We start from the raw sequence: 15,927 nt of genomic DNA, 5'->3' as shown, positions 1-15,927 counted from the left end.
CGGGAATACCCGGGAAGGAATAAAAAGCGTATTTGTTAATGGAGTGATAAATAGCGGTTTAAATATGGATATGCAATCGGTTTCATATTTTACGATATAATTTTTCCCCTCACCCCGGCCCTCTTCCCAAAGGGGCGAGGGTGTTCAAGTTCCCTCTCCCCTTTGGGGAGAGGGTTAGGGTGAGGGGCATTTACAGGATTAGCGTTTCTTACCCATCGCCGCTGCCAGAGCATCCATCATCGCGCTGTTGCCTGCTGGCTGTGCGTCACGTCCGCGTGGCTTCGCGGCTTTCGCTGCCGGACGCTGCTGTTCACGGCCACCGCCATTACCGCCACGGCGCGCGTTAGTGTCGCCCGGCTGCTCGTCCAGACGCATGGTCAGGGCGATACGCTTGCGCTGAAGATCCACTTCCAGCACTTTCACCTTCACGATGTCGCCCGCTTTGACCACGGTGTGCGGATCTTCAACGAACTTGTCGGCCAGGGAAGAGATATGCACCAGACCGTCCTGATGCACGCCGATATCCACAAACGCGCCAAAGTTGGTGACGTTGGTTACCGCCCCTTCCAGCACCATGCCCGGCAGCAGGTCGTTCATGGTTTCCACGCCGTCAGCAAAGGTCGCGGTTTTAAACTCAGGACGCGGATCGCGGCCCGGTTTTTCCAGCTCTTTGATGATGTCAGTGACCGTCGGCACGCCGAACTGTTCGTCGGTAAAATCCACCGCTTTCAGGTTACGCAGCGCGCTGCTGTCGCCCATCAGGTCTTTCAGCGCCTGCTGGGTGGCGGCCAGGATACGCTCGACAACCGGATAGGCTTCCGGGTGAACGGTAGAGGCATCCAGCGGGTTATCGCCGTGGTTGATGCGCAGGAAGCCCGCGCACTGCTCAAAAGCTTTCGGCCCCAGACGGCTCACCTTCAGCAGCTGCTGGCGGTTCTGGAACTGACCGTTCTCATCACGCCAGGCGACGATATTCTGCGCCATCATACGGGTCAGGCCTGCTACGCGGGTCAGCAGCGGAACGGAAGCGGTGTTCAGGTCCACGCCGACGGCGTTAACGCAGTCTTCCACCACCGCATCCAGCTTGCGCGCCAGCTGCGTCTGGCTCACGTCGTGCTGATACTGGCCCACGCCGATGGATTTCGGGTCAATTTTCACCAGCTCCGCCAGCGGATCCTGCAAACGACGGGCGATAGAGACCGCACCGCGCAAGGAAACGTCCAGTTCCGGGAACTCCTGCGCTGCCAGCTCAGAGGCGGAATAGACAGATGCCCCCGCTTCGCTGACGATCACTTTCTGCGCCGTCACTTTCGGGAACTGCTTCTGCACGTCGAGATAGAAACGTTCGGTTTCGCGGGACGCCGTACCGTTACCGATGGCAACCAGCTCAACGTTGTACTTCTCGCACAGCGCGGCGACCACGATAGCCGCTTTCGCTGCCTGACCGGTGTGCGGGTAAATGGTGTCGGTGGCAACCAGCTTGCCGGTGCCGTCAACCACGGCCACCTTCACGCCGGTGCGCAGACCCGGATCGAGACCCATGGTGGCGCGCAGGCCAGCCGGCGCAGCCATCAGCAGGTCGTGCAGGTTACGGGCGAAGACGTTGATCGCTTCGTCTTCGGCGCGCTCGCGCACGGTGCCCATCAGCTCGGTTTCGAGGTGCATGAGCACCTTGATGCGCCAGGTCCAGCTCACCACGCCTTTGCGCCAGCTGTCCGCCGGGGCGTTGTTCAGGCGCAGACCGAGGTGATCCATAATGATCTGCTCACAGTGGCTCTCTTTAGGCGGCTCGTCAAACTGCGGATCGGCATTCAGGGAGAGTTGCAGCACGCCTTCGTTACGACCGCGGAACATCGCCAGCGCGCGGTGAGACGGCGCGGTAGAAATGGGTTCGTGGTGATCGAAGTAGTCGCGGAATTTCGCGCCTTCGTCCTCTTTGCCGGACACCACGGTGGAGACGATATGGGCGTTCTTCCACAGGTAATCACGCACTTTGGCCAGCAGCGCCGCGTCTTCGGCGAAGCGCTCCATCAGAATGTAGCGAGCGCCGTCCAGCGCGGCTTTGGTGTCCGCTACGCCTTTTTCGGCGTCGATAAATCTGGCGGCTTCGGTTTCCGGATCGTGAGACGGCTCGTTCCACAGCAGGTCGGCCAGCGGCTCAAGGCCGGCTTCGATCGCAATCTGCCCGCGCGTGCGGCGCTTCGGTTTGTACGGCAGATAGAGATCTTCAAGTTCGGTTTTGCTCAGGGTGCCGTTAATGGCTTTTTCCAGGTCACTGGTCAGCTTTCCCTGCTCGCCGATAGATTTGAGGATCGCCTGACGTCGGTCTTCCAGCTCGCGCAGATAGCCCAGACGGGTCTCAAGGTTACGCAGCTGCGTGTCATCCAGACCGCCGGTGACTTCCTTACGATAACGTGCAATAAACGGCACGGTGTTCCCTTCATCAAGCAGACGAACGGCAGCTTCTACCTGTTCGGCTCTGGCCTGAATATCACCCGCAATAATGCGGCAGAGCGACTCTTTCATCATGGTCAGTTCATCTTGTGGATCGAAAATCAGGGGGATAGTTATACGGGCTGACACCAAAAAATGCCAGCCGGGGAGGGCGCTCTCGGACTATTTAACATACTCGATTTCGTTGACGTACCAGCTTGCTTCACCCGCGGGCGTCTGGACAACGGCTAAATCGCCCACCTCTTTTTTCAGCAGGGCGCGGGCCATGGGTGAATCGATAGAAATGTAATCCTTACGACCGAAAATTTCATCATAGCCAACGATACGAAAACGCAGGGTGTCGCCGTTGTCGTTTTCAATTTCGACCCACGCGCCGAAAAACACTTTACCTTCCTGCTGCGGGGAGTAATCGACAATTTTGAGATTCTCGAGGCACTTCGTCAGGTAGCGTACCCGGCGATCGATTTCGCGCAGTCGCTTTTTATTGTACTGATAGTCCGCATTCTCGCTGCGGTCGCCCAGACTTGCGGCCCAGGTGACTTTTTTGGTCACTTCCGGACGCTCTTCGCGCCACAGGTAATCCATCTCTTTTTTGAGTTTCTCGTACCCTTCGCGGGTGATCAGAGGCGTTTTCATGGTGCTGCCTTTAATGCCGGTTAACTGTCTTTGCGCACAATACGTAGCGCACAGTGTAACAGACAAGATTAATAATGATTTATGTGATGAAATGAACAGATAAGCTGCTGTTAAATATGCTTTGTAACAATTTCGTCTAGAATTTATACCAGAATTTGCTGGTCGAACCCGTGCACTTTTTTAGAATACGCTGTTCCAGGCTTATCCGAACCTTTGGGAGTACACACAATGCAAGAGAACTACAAAATTCTGGTCGTAGATGACGACATGCGCCTGCGTGCGCTGCTGGAACGTTATCTGACCGAGCAGGGCTTCCAGGTTCGTAGCGTCGCGAACGCGGAACAGATGGATCGTCTGCTGACGCGTGAATCCTTCCACCTGATGGTGTTGGACCTGATGCTGCCTGGCGAAGATGGGCTCTCTATTTGCCGTCGTCTGCGTAGCCAGAGCAACCCGATGCCAATCATCATGGTGACGGCGAAGGGTGAAGAAGTTGACCGTATCGTCGGCCTTGAGATTGGCGCTGATGACTACATTCCTAAGCCGTTCAACCCGCGTGAACTGCTGGCGCGTATTCGCGCCGTGCTGCGTCGTCAGGCGAACGAGCTGCCGGGCGCGCCGTCTCAGGAAGAGGCCGTCATTGCATTCGGTAAGTTCAAGCTGAACCTCGGCACCCGTGAAATGTTCCGTGAAGATGAGCCAATGCCGCTCACCAGCGGCGAGTTTGCGGTACTGAAAGCGCTGGTCAGCCACCCGCGTGAACCGCTTTCACGTGACAAGCTGATGAACCTGGCGCGCGGCCGTGAATACTCCGCAATGGAACGTTCTATCGACGTGCAGATCTCTCGTCTGCGCCGCATGGTGGAAGAAGATCCGGCGCATCCTCGTTATATTCAGACCGTGTGGGGTCTGGGCTACGTGTTTGTCCCGGACGGCTCTAAAGCATGAGGCGAATGCGCTTCTCGCCGCGAAGTTCGTTTGCCCGCACGCTGTTATTGATCGTCACCCTGCTGTTTGTCAGCCTGGTGACGACCTACCTGGTGGTGCTGAACTTTGCGATCCTGCCGAGCCTTCAGCAGTTTAATAAGGTGCTGGCATACGAAGTGCGTATGCTGATGACCGACAAACTGCAACTGGAGGACGGCACGCAGTTGGTTGTTCCCCCGGCATTCCGTCGGGAAATCTACCGTGAGTTGGGCATTTCTCTCTATTCGAACGAAGCGGCGGAAGATGCCGGCCTGCGCTGGGCGCAGCACTATGAATTCCTTAGCCAGCAGATGGCGCAGCAGCTTGGCGGCCCGACGGAAGTGCGCGTTGAGGTCAATAAAAGCTCGCCGGTTGTCTGGCTGAAAACCTGGCTGTCACCCAACATCTGGGTGCGTGTTCCGCTCACCGAGATTCATCAGGGCGACTTCTCACCGCTGTTCCGATACACCCTGGCGATCATGCTGCTGGCTATCGGCGGCGCATGGCTGTTTATTCGTATCCAGAACCGACCGCTGGTCGACCTGGAGCATGCGGCATTGCAGGTTGGTAAAGGTATTATCCCACCGCCGCTGCGCGAGTATGGCGCATCGGAAGTGCGCTCGGTAACGCGTGCTTTTAACCACATGGCGGCAGGCGTTAAACAGCTGGCTGACGACCGTACGCTGCTGATGGCGGGGGTTAGCCATGACCTTCGCACCCCGCTGACACGTATCCGGCTGGCAACAGAGATGATGGGCGAGCAGGATGGTTATCTTGCAGAGTCCATCAACAAGGATATCGAAGAGTGTAACGCCATCATCGAGCAGTTTATCGACTACCTGCGTACCGGGCAGGAGATGCCGATGGAGATGGCGGATCTGAACGCGGTTCTGGGCGAAGTTGTTGCCGCCGAAAGCGGCTACGAACGTGAAATTGCGACCGACCTTCAGGCGGGCGAGATTCAGGTACGTATGCACCCGCTCTCCATCAAACGCGCGGTGGCGAATATGGTGGTCAACGCGGCGCGCTACGGCAACGGTTGGATCAAAGTCAGCAGCGGTACGGAACTCAACCGCGCCTGGTTCCAGGTGGAAGACGATGGCCCGGGCATCAAGCCTGAGCAGCGTAAGCACCTGTTCCAGCCGTTTGTGCGCGGCGACAGCGCGCGCAGCACCAGCGGAACCGGCTTAGGCCTGGCGATTGTGCAGCGTATTGTTGATAACCATAACGGACTGCTGGAAATTGGCACCAGCGAACGGGGTGGTTTGAGCATTCGCGCATGGTTACCGGTGCCGGTTTTACGGGGGCAGGTGAAAGAGAGTTAAAAAAGGGTGGGGCCTGATGCCCTCACCCCGGCCCTCTCCCACGGGGAGAGGGAGAAAACATTAAAAAAGGCAACTTTCGTTGCCTTTTTGCTTTTACCTTGGTCCCGCACTCACCAGCGCAGCACCCGCCGGGGTGTCGGTATACTTCTCGAAGTTTTCGATAAACAGTTTCGCCAGCGATTCTGCCTTCTCACGCCACTGTTCCGGTGAACCGTAGGTGTTACGCGGATCGAGGATACGCGTATCCACGCCAGGCAGCTCTGTTGGGATCGCCAGATTGAACATCGGCAGCGTAAAGGTCTCGGCGTTATCCAATGAACCATCCAGAATCGCGTCGATGATGGCGCGTGTATCTTTGATGGAGATACGTTTGCCCGTCCCGTTCCAGCCGGTGTTCACCAGGTACGCCTGTGCGCCGGATGCCTGCATGCGTTTCACCAGCACTTCCGCATACTGCGTTGGGTGTAGCGACAGGAACGCTGCGCCGAAGCAGGCGGAGAAGGTTGGGGTTGGCTCGGTCACGCCGCGCTCGGTACCCGCCAGCTTAGCGGTAAAGCCAGAGAGGAAGTGGTACTGCGTCTGGCTGGCGGTCAGGCGGGAAACTGGCGGCAACACGCCGAACGCGTCCGCGGTCAGGAAAATCACCTTCGTGGCGTGGCCCGCCTTCGACACCGGCTTCACGATGTTGTCGATGTGGTAAATCGGGTAAGAGACGCGGGTGTTTTCGGTTTTGGACGCATCGTCGAAGTCAACAGAGCCATCGGCACGCACGGTGACGTTTTCCAGCAGCGCATCGCGGCGAATCGCGTGGTAGATATCCGGCTCTGCCTCTTCAGACAGGCGAATGGTTTTCGCGTAGCAGCCGCCTTCAAAGTTAAACACACCGTCGTCGTCCCAGCCGTGCTCGTCGTCGCCAATCAGACGACGTTTTGGATCGGTGGACAGCGTCGTTTTACCGGTGCCGGAAAGGCCGAAGAACACCGCCACGTCACCTTTTTCACCGACGTTCGCCGAGCAGTGCATGGAGGCGATACCGCGCAGCGGGAGCAGGTAGTTCATGACCGAGAACATCCCTTTCTTCATTTCGCCGCCGTACCAGGTACCGCCGATCAGCTGGATACGCTCGGTCAGGTTGAAGGCGATGAAGTTTTCGGAGTTCAGACCCTGCTCTTTCCACTGCGGGTTGGTGCATTTCGCGCCGTTCATCACGATAAAGTCAGGGGTGAAGTTTTGCAGTTCTTCATCGGTCGGACGAATGAACATGTTCTTCACGAAATGCGCCTGCCAGGCCACTTCAGTGATAAACCGAACGGAGAGACGGGTGTCGGCGTTAGCGCCGCAGAAAGCATCGACGATGAACAGACGCTTGCCGGAAAGCTGATGGGTGACGAGCCCTTTCAGATGCTGCCAGGTTTCAGGAGAGAGCGGTTTGTTATCGTTCTTCCCTTTGCCTTTGTCGGCCCACCACAGCGTATCGCGGGTGGTATCATCTCGGACGATGTATTTATCTTTCGGCGAACGGCCGGTAAAAATACCGGTATCGACGGCGATAGCACCAAGATTCGTCAACACACCTCGCTCGTACCCTTCCAGTGCCGGATTGAGCTCTTCCTGATACAGCGTATCGTAATCGGGGTTGTAGACCACTTCCTGGACGTCGTGAATACCATAAGCCTTGAGATCTTGCGGGGTTAAACCATTAACACGCATATCACTGCTCCTTAGCCAATATGTACTGCCTGAAATTGTAGGGTTTTTCTGGGGATGTTAACCGCGACGGGGCTCATAGATTTACGTATCTGGTCAAAACCCTTACTAACGGAAAACGCTGCGACTCCAGTCACAGGGCGGGCAGATTATCGCAGGAATCGCTTTTTGGTTGGGGAAAATGTTCTTAAAAGGTTAATCTCTGGTGAATTTATCCAGAAGAATGTGAATGTAATCGCATACATGAAAGAAAATTACGTAAGAGTTACATTGGGAAAACGATTCAGGTCTCTTGGGTCAGCTATTTTCAGAGTTTGAGGTGGGGGCCAGACTTTTGCCTTGATGAGACAATAGATTTTTCATGAACAAGGGATGAGAAATGGAAAACCGTGAGACGTTATCTCCTTCAACGCGCGTAGCCGTCGTGCTGGCGGGGGCTCTACAGGGCGTAATTTGCTATGTAATTACGTGGTATATCGAGTACGCAAAATTGCCATCGGATACGCTGTGGCTGATGTGTGTAGTACCTGCCACCGTGGTAATGACAACCACGTTGTCTCTTGCCATGACGTCATTCAGAAAGCCATTTTTGTGGCTGTCACTCGGGATGATCGGCGCGGCAGTCGCGGGTATGGGCGGCTGGCTTAAGTGGAGCGTTGCAGGACTCGAAAGCTGGAATCTCAGAGATGAGATGCTCGTTTTCGGCTTTCATCTGCTGCTGATGACGCTGTTCGTGTTGCCATGGCTTCAGCGGCGTCTGGATCCCGTCCCGACTACCTCGTTCTACAGCGACTTTTATCAACGAAACTGGCATAACGCGCTGACGCTGCTCATTATTTTTGTTTCGAATGGTCTCTTCTGGCTGGTGCTTTTCCTCTGGGCCGAGCTTTTCGAACTTATCGGCATCGGCTTTTTTGATCTGCTTTTCTTTCATTCTGACGGGTTTATTTCAGTGGCGATTGGCGTGGTTTCAGCCAGTGCGGCCGTGCTCACGCGCATGCAGGTAAGGTTAATCCTTGCCCTGCAAAATCTGCTGACCCTCATCGCCACCGGTCTGCTTCCACTGATGGCGGCGCTGGCGCTGCTCTTTATTGGCGCGTTGCCTTTTGTCGGCTTTGAATCCATTTCAGCCAGAATATCCGCCGCGGGCTTGCTGACCACCTTAGCGCTGCTGCTGTTATTCCTGGTGACGATAGTGTGGCATCCACAGCGTCAAACGCTGCCTTACTATGCCCCGCTGCGAGGGATGATTCGCCTTGCTGTGGCTATCGTACCCGCGTATCCGGTTCTGGCGGGGTGGGCGCTGTGGCTACGCATTTCGCAATACGGCTGGTCACCCGAGCGTCTGTACGGGGTATTGATAACCATCGTGGCGCTGGTCTGGGCGGTCGGTTTTTGCGCCAGCGTTCTGATTCAGCGCCGTGAGCCGCAGAAGATCCATGCGTACGTCATCCCGACGACCGGGCTGCTTTCCCTCATCTTCCTGGCGTTGATCCATACCCCCGTGCTGGATCCGTGGCGAATAAGCGTTGCAAGCCATATGGCCCGCTATCAGGACGGCAGAATAACTGCGGATCAAGTCAGCCTGTATATGCTCAGTAACGCTGGACGAAAGGGGCGGGAGGCGATGCTCACGCTGCAAAACGATCCGCAGTTTATCTCTAACCCAAAACGCCAGCGTGAAATAAATGGTCTTCTCTCCAGGAACGCTGGCGGAGCAGGTAAGATGACCGCCAGCGATGCTGGAAAAACAGGTCCAGCTCGCACCGGGAATGGCTCGTCCTGATAAGGCATTGTGGCAAGCCATGCTCAGCAATCAGTATCGCTTTGAGAGCTGCGATAGCGCCCAGAGTAACTGTTTACTCATGCCGCTGGATCTTAACGGCGACGGCAAGCCTGAAACCGTGCTATTTCAATTTACCGATCGCACGATCGTGGCTTACACACAAACCAACACGGGCTGGAGGATCGCCGGGGACGCGTGGAAAATGCCGGAGGCATTGACCAGAGAAGAACTTGACCGCGCATTAAGGCAGAGGAAAGTGAAATCTGTCGTGAAGCCCTGGGCGGATATTGAGATTTTTGGGGAGCGTGTCGATATGAGCTACGACAGTTACAATAATGCGCAGCGGCGTTAGTGCTCTTTCTTGCCGGGTGGCGCTACGCTTACCCGGCCTACAATTAGCAATCATATCAAAAAATTGCACAATTCATTGTAGGCCCGTGCGAGCATAGCGCCGCCGGGCAACAGGCTCAGAGCTTAGTGAACCTGCGGATCCGCCGGAGAGGCGTTATTGCGGATCTCCGCGATATCCATCGAATTGAACACGTAGTGCGTACCGCAGTAGTCACAGTGCATATCGATTTCACCGTCTTCCGCCATGATGCTGTCGATCTCTTCATCCGGCAGCGTTTTCAGGGCGCCAGCACAACGCTCGCGGGAGCAGGTGCACTTAAATTCCACCGCCTGCGGATCGTAAACCGTCACTTCTTCTTCGTGGTAGAGACGCCACAGCACGTCGGTCGCCGACAGGGTGAACAGCTCTTCCGCTTTGATGGTTTCCGTCAGCGTTGCCAGATGTTCGAAATCATTGGTCTGCGCATCCTGCGCAGGCAGAACCTGAAGCAGCATACCACCGGCAGCAGGCTGGCCATCCACTTCACCGGTGCGGATGAACAGACGGGTTGGCAGCTGTTCGGAACGCATGAAGTAATCTTCCAGGCAGGCGGCAAGCGTATCGCCTTCCAGACCGACAACGCCCTGATAGCGCTCACCTTCTTCAGGCGAGATCGTGATGACCAGGTAGCCGTTACCGACCAGCGTTTTCAGATCCGCATTTTCAGGGATATCGCCCTGAACGCGCGCCACGCCGCGCATCTGCTGCTGGTTATTGCCGTTGATCACCGCCAGCGACATTGGGCCATCGCCCTGCAACTGGACGGTAATATCGCCAGCGAACTTCAGCGTGGCGGTCAGCAGGCTGGTGGCAACCAGCAGTTCGCCCAACAGGGTTTTTACCGGCAGCGGGTAGTTGTGGTTTTCCAGAATCTGTTTCCAGGTTTCGGATACGGTGACCAGCTCGCCGCGCACGGCGAATTGTTCAAACAGATAGCGGTGTAATTGGTCGTGTTGGGCCATTTTCATCTCTCATGCAGGTGAGGGTTACTCGCTCTCACCGTGTTTAAATTTCATCAGATCGCGGCGCTCTTTTTTATCCGGTCGCCGGTCCGGGTGAGGCATCGTCAGCGCATTCATTTTGCGCGCCAGCGCGGTTTTCTCGCGCTTCTCTATGCTTTCGGCCGTCTCTTCATACAGCAAAACGGCTTCGGTTGCGGGCCGCCGCTGTTCGGTAATGGCTTTCACCACCACCGTTTTCTCATCGTTGCCCTGGCGAAGCGTTAACGTGGCATTCAGTTCAACCAGCTTGCTCGGTTTGCTGCGCTGACCGTTGTAATGCACCTTTCCGCCGTCAACCATTTCTCGGGCAAGGGCGCGCGTTTTGTAAAAACGGGCGGCCCACAGCCATTTATCCAGTCTTACCCCATCAGAGGGTTTTTCTTTCATGGCGTCTCCTTCACGGTGAGTGAGGGGATCATCCGGCGATAGTCGTTCAGCCCCGGATGTCGCAGATAGCTTTTTTCAGCCAGGCCGGAATCAGGATTGGTCACGCCCAGACAATAGCGAATGCCAAATGCGGCCGCAGAATCCAGAATCGGCTCGCTGTCGTCAATGAACAGCGTGCGTTCCGGCTGTAAACCGGTCTCTTCCACCACGGCATGCCACAACCGCTGATCCTCTTTCGGATAACCAAATGTGTGGGTGGAAAGCAATAAATCAAGGTGCGAAGCAAGACCGGTATGTTCCAGCTTCACGGCCAGGTTATGGGGATGCGCATTTGTCAGCAAAATACGGCGCTTACCGCAGGCTTTCAGCGCGTCCAGGAACGGGACCGTATCTTCGCGCAGAACGGCGCGTGCGCCCTGGGCGGTGGTCATGGCGCAAATATCCAGACCGAGTCGCTCGCTCCAGTAGTCAAGACAGTACCAGTTTAGCGTATGCTGCACCGCGCTATATTGCGAACGAATGAATTCCTGCGCTTCCGCCGGGGAGATCCCCTGCTGTTCACCGTACGTTTCCGGAACCAGCTTTTGCCAGAAATAGTTATCAAAGGCGAGATCAAGCAGCGTGCCGTCCATATCAAGCAGGACGGTATCGACCGCCTGCCAGTCGATATTAAGATGCATAAGGGGGAACTCCAGCCAGAAGAAACGTGCGCGACAGGGTAGCACAACTTGTCGCGCAGAGACGTTATCCGATCAGGCTCTCAGAAGAGGAGATCAGTTTCGGGTTTAGGCAATTTTCGTAGTAGGCCTGGATTTCTGCCAGTCGCGTGCGGGAGCGCTGATAGCGGCGTACGGCCTGATAACCGTTCCAGACAATACACGCCAGCATCGCAATCAGCAGCAGGGATGTCCCTACATAGCGCCACAGGCCAGCGCTATCCGGCATACGGTGCAGGCCAATATGACGCGTGCCGTTGGCGTCGGTAAAGAGGGTGGTGACGATCCCTTCCGCGCTGAATGGCGTCTGCATCAGCATCTGCGCCAGACGCTGGAATTCGCTCCACTGCTCCTGGGCTGGATAGTCATACAGCGAAACCTGCGGATAGGGTTGATCCACCAGGTCGCTGCCTTCATCGCTGGCAATCACAAAACCACCCGGCGCCGGGCTGTTAAGCGCCTGGGCGGCACGGGTGGTTTCACGCATCACGAAGGGGGCGGTAGAGGTCGCCACCAGGTTATCCAGCGACTCGGCGCTGACCGGACGCAGAAGCACATTCACACCATCGAGGCGTCCCGCTTCGGCGCGTTTCACCAGCGCGTCCCAGTCTTTGCTGTTGCCGAGGTTGACCAGCGCGTTCTTCAGCCGGATACAGTCATCCTGAGCTGAGCAGAGATCTTCTGTTTTCAGGACGATTTCGCCAAAGTCATCCAGCAGCACCATGCCGGACTTCTGAATGGCCGAACGCAGGGCAGGGCTGACGCGAGAATCATCATCCGGTTTTGGATGGAGCTGGCGATTAATCGTCTGGGTGAGCGCGGTGGCCTTATTGACCACATCCGATTCCGGAAGCGGCAGCGGAGAGGCGTCATTCCAGATGATCTGAGAGCAGTCGAACGGCGCGAACGGCGAGTTCTGGCGCGTGTTCCAGGCGCCCGGTGAGTGGATATTACACATCCCGGTGCCTTTCAGCCGCAACGTATCCCCCACGCGTACACCCGCTTCTTCGAGCTGCTGTACGCTGGTGGCTTCCACGGTTTGCGCCCCTTTGATCCATGACAGGGTAAATTTAATCGGCATATCCAGCGGCACGAAAAGCAGCAGCATGAGGAAGATTAACGCGGCGCCACCGGCAATCACCGCGCTGCGAAGCCAGTGCTGAAGCGGGAAGTTTTTTACTTCGTCGTGCAGGGATAAGTAACGTCCCTGGCGTACAACGTGGCGGTCGAGATAGATATCAATATCCGTTTTGTGGCCCAGGTCCTGCGCAATCCACGGCTGCCAGTGGCGCGGATAGATAAGATCGATGATCCCGAGCGAGATATTGTTGATATGTTCCTGATCGTTCTCGCCGAACAGTCCCCAGCGTTTTGGGGTTCCGCGCAGGCAGTGAATTTCGCGTAATGACGTTTTTGCCGGCGGGGCAAATATGCCCCACAGCCCGGCGGCCAGAAGCAGTACTGCGCCACCCGCGAGCCACGGAACAAACACGTCCGGCGTCAGCAGGCAGATGAAAAAGAGCAGGAACGAGGCGACAATCAGCACTGCTTCGCGAATGCCATCCGGGCGGCTCAGGACGTACTCTTCATGCGTTTCCTGGCGGATGTTGAGCAGTTCAATCTGCTCTGTCTCTTCACCACGAATAGAGGCCTGCGTTCCGCTCGCGCGTTCCAGCGCAAAGCGTGGCGCTTCCTGAACATATTCGCTCAGAGTATGACCATTAAGGGAGATAACCAGCGGCAGCGTATCGGTATGGATGAGCTCGACGCTGTTTTCGTCGTTGATATACTGCTCCCAGAAGGGAGGCAGGTGCACTTCAACAGAGTCGAGATAGTAACGCCATTTGTTGGGATCGTCGGTTGTGATGCCGTAGCGGGTAATAGAGCGCGTTACGCACAAAACTGTGTCGCTTTGTGCGTTAAGGTTGAGCGATACGGGGGCGGCGCTGGCGCCGGTAGGGCCAGGCGAAAGCCGGGATCGGTTCAGCGTGTCGAGATACTGCTCAACGGTGCTGCGTTCCTCTGGCGAAAGCTTGCGCGTGTTTGCCCCGGCAAACGCGTTCAAAAAGGGCAGCCGATAACGGCGATGTACGCGGCGCCTGAATACCCACACCGCAATCGACGCGCAGGCCAGCACAGCAGCGAGAAAAATCAAAATGGTGCTCATGCTTTCCCCATCTTACTTATCTTCTTACAGGTGTTGTCAGTCGCACCTTTTGTACAATGAATGAGATTCTGTGGTCGGCTATCGGCAAGTATGGAGTCTAACTTGAGCATGTTGACGCGCATCCCAGTGACCGGTAATGATAACAAAGCCTGTTCCGGCGCGATATCAGCAAATTCCTGGAAACTTTTCAACCTCTTGACATTTGTTTTGAAATGAGAATTGCCTACAGTTACGTTGCATAAATGTAAATAAAGAGCAATTGACATTGCCGAAACCGTGCGGCGTATCGCACAATAAAGCCAGTTCACCCAGCAAAGACCCGTCAAGATGACCAAACCCTTACAAAAGCCCACCATTCTGAATGTTGAAACCGTCGCAAAATCGCGTCTGTTTAATGTTGAAAGTGTGGATCTGGAGTTCAGCAACGGTGTGCGTCGTGTTTATGAGCGTATGCGCCCCTCCTCGCGTGAAGCGGTGATGATAGTGCCTATCGTCGACGAGCACCTGATCCTCATTCGTGAATACGCCGTGGGCACAGAATCCTACGAGCTGGGCTTCTCCAAAGGACTGATCGATCCGGGCGAAACGGTGTTTGAAGCGGCAAACCGGGAGCTGAAAGAAGAGGTCGGCTTTGGCGCGAAAGAGCTGACGTTCCTGAAAAAGCTGAGCATGGCGCCGTCCTATTTCTCCAGCAAAATGAACATTGTTGTCGCGGAAGATCTCTATCCTGAATCGCTGGAAGGAGACGAGCCGGAACCGCTGCCGCAGGTTCGCTGGCCGCTGGCCCACCTGATGGATTTGCTGGAAGATCCTGACTTTAACGAGGCACGCAACGTGAGCGCACTGTTCCTGGTGCGGGAGTGGCTGAAGGGGCAGGGGCGTTTGTAGCGCCACCATTAAAAACGGCAACCGAAGGTTGCCGTTTTGCATTACGCTGTAGGCCGGGTCAGGCGTCGCCACCGCCCGGCTTTTTTGTTGGCGTCAGAACAGTTCGTGCGTTTCGCCGTTATCAATGATTTCGGTACCCACCTCATGCACCGCCTGCGTGGTTGGCTGCGTACCCTCGATGAAATACTCGGCACGGCTGTTGCCGCCATTCGCGAGCTGTCCGGTGCTGCGGTCAATATTGATCGTGACAATGCCCGGCGGAGGCGTTAGCGGCTGCTCCGGCACGCCCTCGAGAGCGGCCTTCATGTAAGCATCCCAGGCCGGTTGCGCACTCTTAGCCCCACCCTCGTAACCGGAAATCTGATCTTTAATTGCGCCAGAAGCGGTTGTGCGTCCCAGAGTGCGGCGGTGATCGTCAAAACCAATCCAGACCGAGGTGACAACGCCCGGGCCATAACCTGAGAACCAGGCATCTTTTGAGCTGTTGGTTGTGCCTGTTTTGCCGCCGATGTCGCGGCGCTGCAAATCGCGGCCCGCTCGCCAGCCGGTGCCTTGCCAGCCCGGTTCGCCAAAGATGTTGGTGTTCAGCGCGCTCTTAATCAGGAACGACAGCGGCGTGCTGATCACGTGTGGAGCATACTCCTGCGCGCCACTCTGGGCGACCAGCGCCTGATTGGCCTGTTCCAGCTGAGGCTGCGGCACCGCCAGATTCTGACGTTCCTGAGAGATGGCAACATCTTCCATATCCTTGTTTTCAAGGACATTGGATTTTGGCGTGTCGCCGTAAATCACCGGAATATCGCATTCAGGGCAGGCAATTTTCGGCTTCGCTTCAAACAGTACGCCGCCCTGATCGTTCTCGATTTTGCTGATGAAATACGGATCGACCAGGAAGCCGCCGTTTGCCATTACCGAGTAGCCACGTGCGACCTGGAGCGGCGTGAAGGACGCGGAGCCGAGCGCCAAAGATTCGGTATGAACGATGTTTTGCGCCGGGAAGCCGAAGCGTTGCAGATACTCTGCCGCATAATCAACGCCCATCGCACGCATCGCGCGAACCATGACCACGTTCTTCGACTGGCCAAGGCCCTGACGCAGACGGATAGGGCCAGCGTATTGCGCCGGAGAGTTCTTCGGCTGCCAGTCAGAGCCCGCACCGGCATCCCATCGGGAGATTGGCACGTCGTTGAGAATGCTGGCGAGCGTTAGCCCCTTGTCCATCGCCGCGGTATACAGGAACGGTTTGATGTTCGAACCGACCTGACGCAGCGCCTGGGTTGCGCGGTTAAATTTGCTCTGGTTGAAATCGAACCCGCCAACCAGCGCCATCACGGCACCGTTCTGCGGATTGATGGAGACCAGGGCAGAGTTGACGTCCGGCACCTGTGCCAGCCACCAGGCATCGCCTACCTGACGCACCCAGATTTGTTGTCCGGTTTGTACCACATCCGTCACTTTACGTGGAGTAGGCCCCTGAAGGGTGTCAGAACGGTACGGACGCGC

At 56.3% G+C, this 15,927-nt stretch carries 13 protein-coding genes; 5 read left to right on the top strand and 8 right to left on the bottom strand.

From position 1 onward, the window contains the following. Nucleotides 1–198: 198 nt before the first annotated feature. The gene (locus tag HP459_RS13780; protein ID WP_063850332.1) at nt 199–2,529 is read right to left on the bottom strand and encodes a Tex family protein; all 2,331 of its coding nucleotides are present in this window, start codon (nt 2,527–2,529) and stop codon (nt 199–201) included. 87 nt (nt 2,530–2,616) lie between these two features. Then, nucleotides 2,617–3,090, bottom strand: coding sequence for a transcription elongation factor GreB (gene greB, locus HP459_RS13775; protein ID WP_022649631.1), 474 nt, complete (start codon nt 3,088–3,090; stop codon nt 2,617–2,619). A gap of 228 nt (nt 3,091–3,318) precedes the next feature. Between greB and ompR the strand changes: the two genes are divergently transcribed. Together ompR and envZ are read left to right on the top strand one after the other, a co-directional pair. After that, nucleotides 3,319–4,038, top strand: a complete 720-nt coding sequence (gene ompR, locus HP459_RS13770; RefSeq protein ID WP_001157751.1) for a two-component system response regulator OmpR — start codon at nt 3,319–3,321, stop codon at nt 4,036–4,038. Then, nucleotides 4,035–5,381 (top strand): two-component system sensor histidine kinase EnvZ, encoded by a 1,347-nt coding sequence (gene envZ, locus HP459_RS13765; RefSeq protein WP_003861615.1) that lies wholly within the window; start codon nt 4,035–4,037, stop codon nt 5,379–5,381. Before ompR ends, envZ begins: the two co-directional genes overlap by 4 nt. Before the next feature lie 93 nt (nt 5,382–5,474). On the opposite strand, the gene pckA is transcribed toward envZ, so the two are convergent. After that, complete coding sequence (gene pckA / locus HP459_RS13760) at nt 5,475–7,091, bottom strand: phosphoenolpyruvate carboxykinase (ATP) (RefSeq protein ID WP_046620356.1); 1,617 nt, start codon at nt 7,089–7,091, stop codon at nt 5,475–5,477. Nucleotides 7,092–7,467: 376 nt separating this feature from the next. On the opposite strand from pckA, the gene HP459_RS13755 reads away from it, so the two are divergent. Both HP459_RS13755 and HP459_RS23525 read left to right on the top strand, forming a co-directional pair. Further along, a complete protein-coding gene (locus tag HP459_RS13755) occupies nt 7,468–8,874 on the top strand; it encodes a DUF4153 domain-containing protein (protein ID WP_253939641.1) in 1,407 nt (468 codons plus the stop codon). Next, nucleotides 8,828–9,226, top strand: coding sequence for a hypothetical protein (locus tag HP459_RS23525; protein WP_253939640.1), 399 nt, complete (start codon nt 8,828–8,830; stop codon nt 9,224–9,226). Before HP459_RS13755 ends, HP459_RS23525 begins: the two co-directional genes overlap by 47 nt. A gap of 122 nt (nt 9,227–9,348) precedes the next feature. Here the strand turns inward: HP459_RS23525 and hslO are convergent, their stop codons facing one another. From hslO to HP459_RS13735, 4 genes are all read right to left on the bottom strand, one after another. Beyond that, nucleotides 9,349–10,233, bottom strand: a complete 885-nt coding sequence (gene hslO, locus HP459_RS13750) for an Hsp33 family molecular chaperone HslO (RefSeq protein ID WP_006812239.1) — start codon at nt 10,231–10,233, stop codon at nt 9,349–9,351. An 18-nt stretch (nt 10,234–10,251) separates the two neighbouring features. Then, a complete protein-coding gene (hslR, locus tag HP459_RS13745; RefSeq protein ID WP_003861618.1) occupies nt 10,252–10,653 on the bottom strand; it encodes a ribosome-associated heat shock protein Hsp15 in 402 nt (133 codons plus the stop codon). Then, the gene (gene yrfG, locus HP459_RS13740; RefSeq protein WP_003861619.1) at nt 10,650–11,333 is read right to left on the bottom strand and encodes a GMP/IMP nucleotidase; all 684 of its coding nucleotides are present in this window, start codon (nt 11,331–11,333) and stop codon (nt 10,650–10,652) included. Before yrfG ends, hslR begins: the two co-directional genes overlap by 4 nt. Nucleotides 11,334–11,397: 64 nt before the next feature. Beyond that, the gene (locus tag HP459_RS13735) at nt 11,398–13,536 is read right to left on the bottom strand and encodes an intracellular growth attenuator family protein (RefSeq protein ID WP_171936340.1); all 2,139 of its coding nucleotides are present in this window, start codon (nt 13,534–13,536) and stop codon (nt 11,398–11,400) included. A 327-nt stretch (nt 13,537–13,863) separates the two neighbouring features. Between HP459_RS13735 and nudE the strand changes: the two genes are divergently transcribed. Beyond that, nucleotides 13,864–14,424, top strand: a complete 561-nt coding sequence (nudE, locus tag HP459_RS13730; RefSeq protein WP_003861622.1) for an ADP compounds hydrolase NudE — start codon at nt 13,864–13,866, stop codon at nt 14,422–14,424. A 93-nt stretch (nt 14,425–14,517) separates the two neighbouring features. Here the strand turns inward: nudE and HP459_RS13725 are convergent. Beyond that, nucleotides 14,518–15,927: penicillin-binding transpeptidase domain-containing protein (locus HP459_RS13725; protein WP_253939639.1), on the bottom strand; the 1,410-nt coding region annotated here is incomplete at its 5' end.

The sequence above is a fragment of the Enterobacter sp. CM29 genome (assembly GCF_013179605.1).
Lineage (GTDB): Bacteria > Pseudomonadota > Gammaproteobacteria > Enterobacterales > Enterobacteriaceae > Enterobacter > Enterobacter intestinihominis.
The sequence above is the reverse complement of the archived record's forward strand: the minus strand, read 5'-3'. Positions and strand labels throughout refer to the sequence as shown.

What these genes read in the sequence shown, in the direction of transcription:
- HP459_RS13780 (WP_063850332.1), bottom strand. Translation starts at nt 2,529, where the DNA reads ATGATGAAAGAGTCGCTCTGCCGCATTATTGCGGGTGATATTCAGGCC.
- greB (WP_022649631.1), bottom strand. Translation starts at nt 3,090, where the DNA reads ATGAAAACGCCTCTGATCACCCGCGAAGGGTACGAGAAACTCAAAAAA.
- ompR (WP_001157751.1), top strand. Translation starts at nt 3,319, where the DNA reads ATGCAAGAGAACTACAAAATTCTGGTCGTAGATGACGACATGCGCCTG.
- envZ (WP_003861615.1), top strand. Translation starts at nt 4,035, where the DNA reads ATGAGGCGAATGCGCTTCTCGCCGCGAAGTTCGTTTGCCCGCACGCTG.
- pckA (WP_046620356.1), bottom strand. Translation starts at nt 7,091, where the DNA reads ATGCGTGTTAATGGTTTAACCCCGCAAGATCTCAAGGCTTATGGTATT.
- HP459_RS13755 (WP_253939641.1), top strand. Translation starts at nt 7,468, where the DNA reads ATGGAAAACCGTGAGACGTTATCTCCTTCAACGCGCGTAGCCGTCGTG.
- HP459_RS23525 (WP_253939640.1), top strand. Translation starts at nt 8,828, where the DNA reads ATGCTGGAAAAACAGGTCCAGCTCGCACCGGGAATGGCTCGTCCTGAT.
- hslO (WP_006812239.1), bottom strand. Translation starts at nt 10,233, where the DNA reads ATGAAAATGGCCCAACACGACCAATTACACCGCTATCTGTTTGAACAA.
- hslR (WP_003861618.1), bottom strand. Translation starts at nt 10,653, where the DNA reads ATGAAAGAAAAACCCTCTGATGGGGTAAGACTGGATAAATGGCTGTGG.
- yrfG (WP_003861619.1), bottom strand. Translation starts at nt 11,333, where the DNA reads ATGCATCTTAATATCGACTGGCAGGCGGTCGATACCGTCCTGCTTGAT.
- HP459_RS13735 (WP_171936340.1), bottom strand. Translation starts at nt 13,536, where the DNA reads ATGAGCACCATTTTGATTTTTCTCGCTGCTGTGCTGGCCTGCGCGTCG.
- nudE (WP_003861622.1), top strand. Translation starts at nt 13,864, where the DNA reads ATGACCAAACCCTTACAAAAGCCCACCATTCTGAATGTTGAAACCGTC.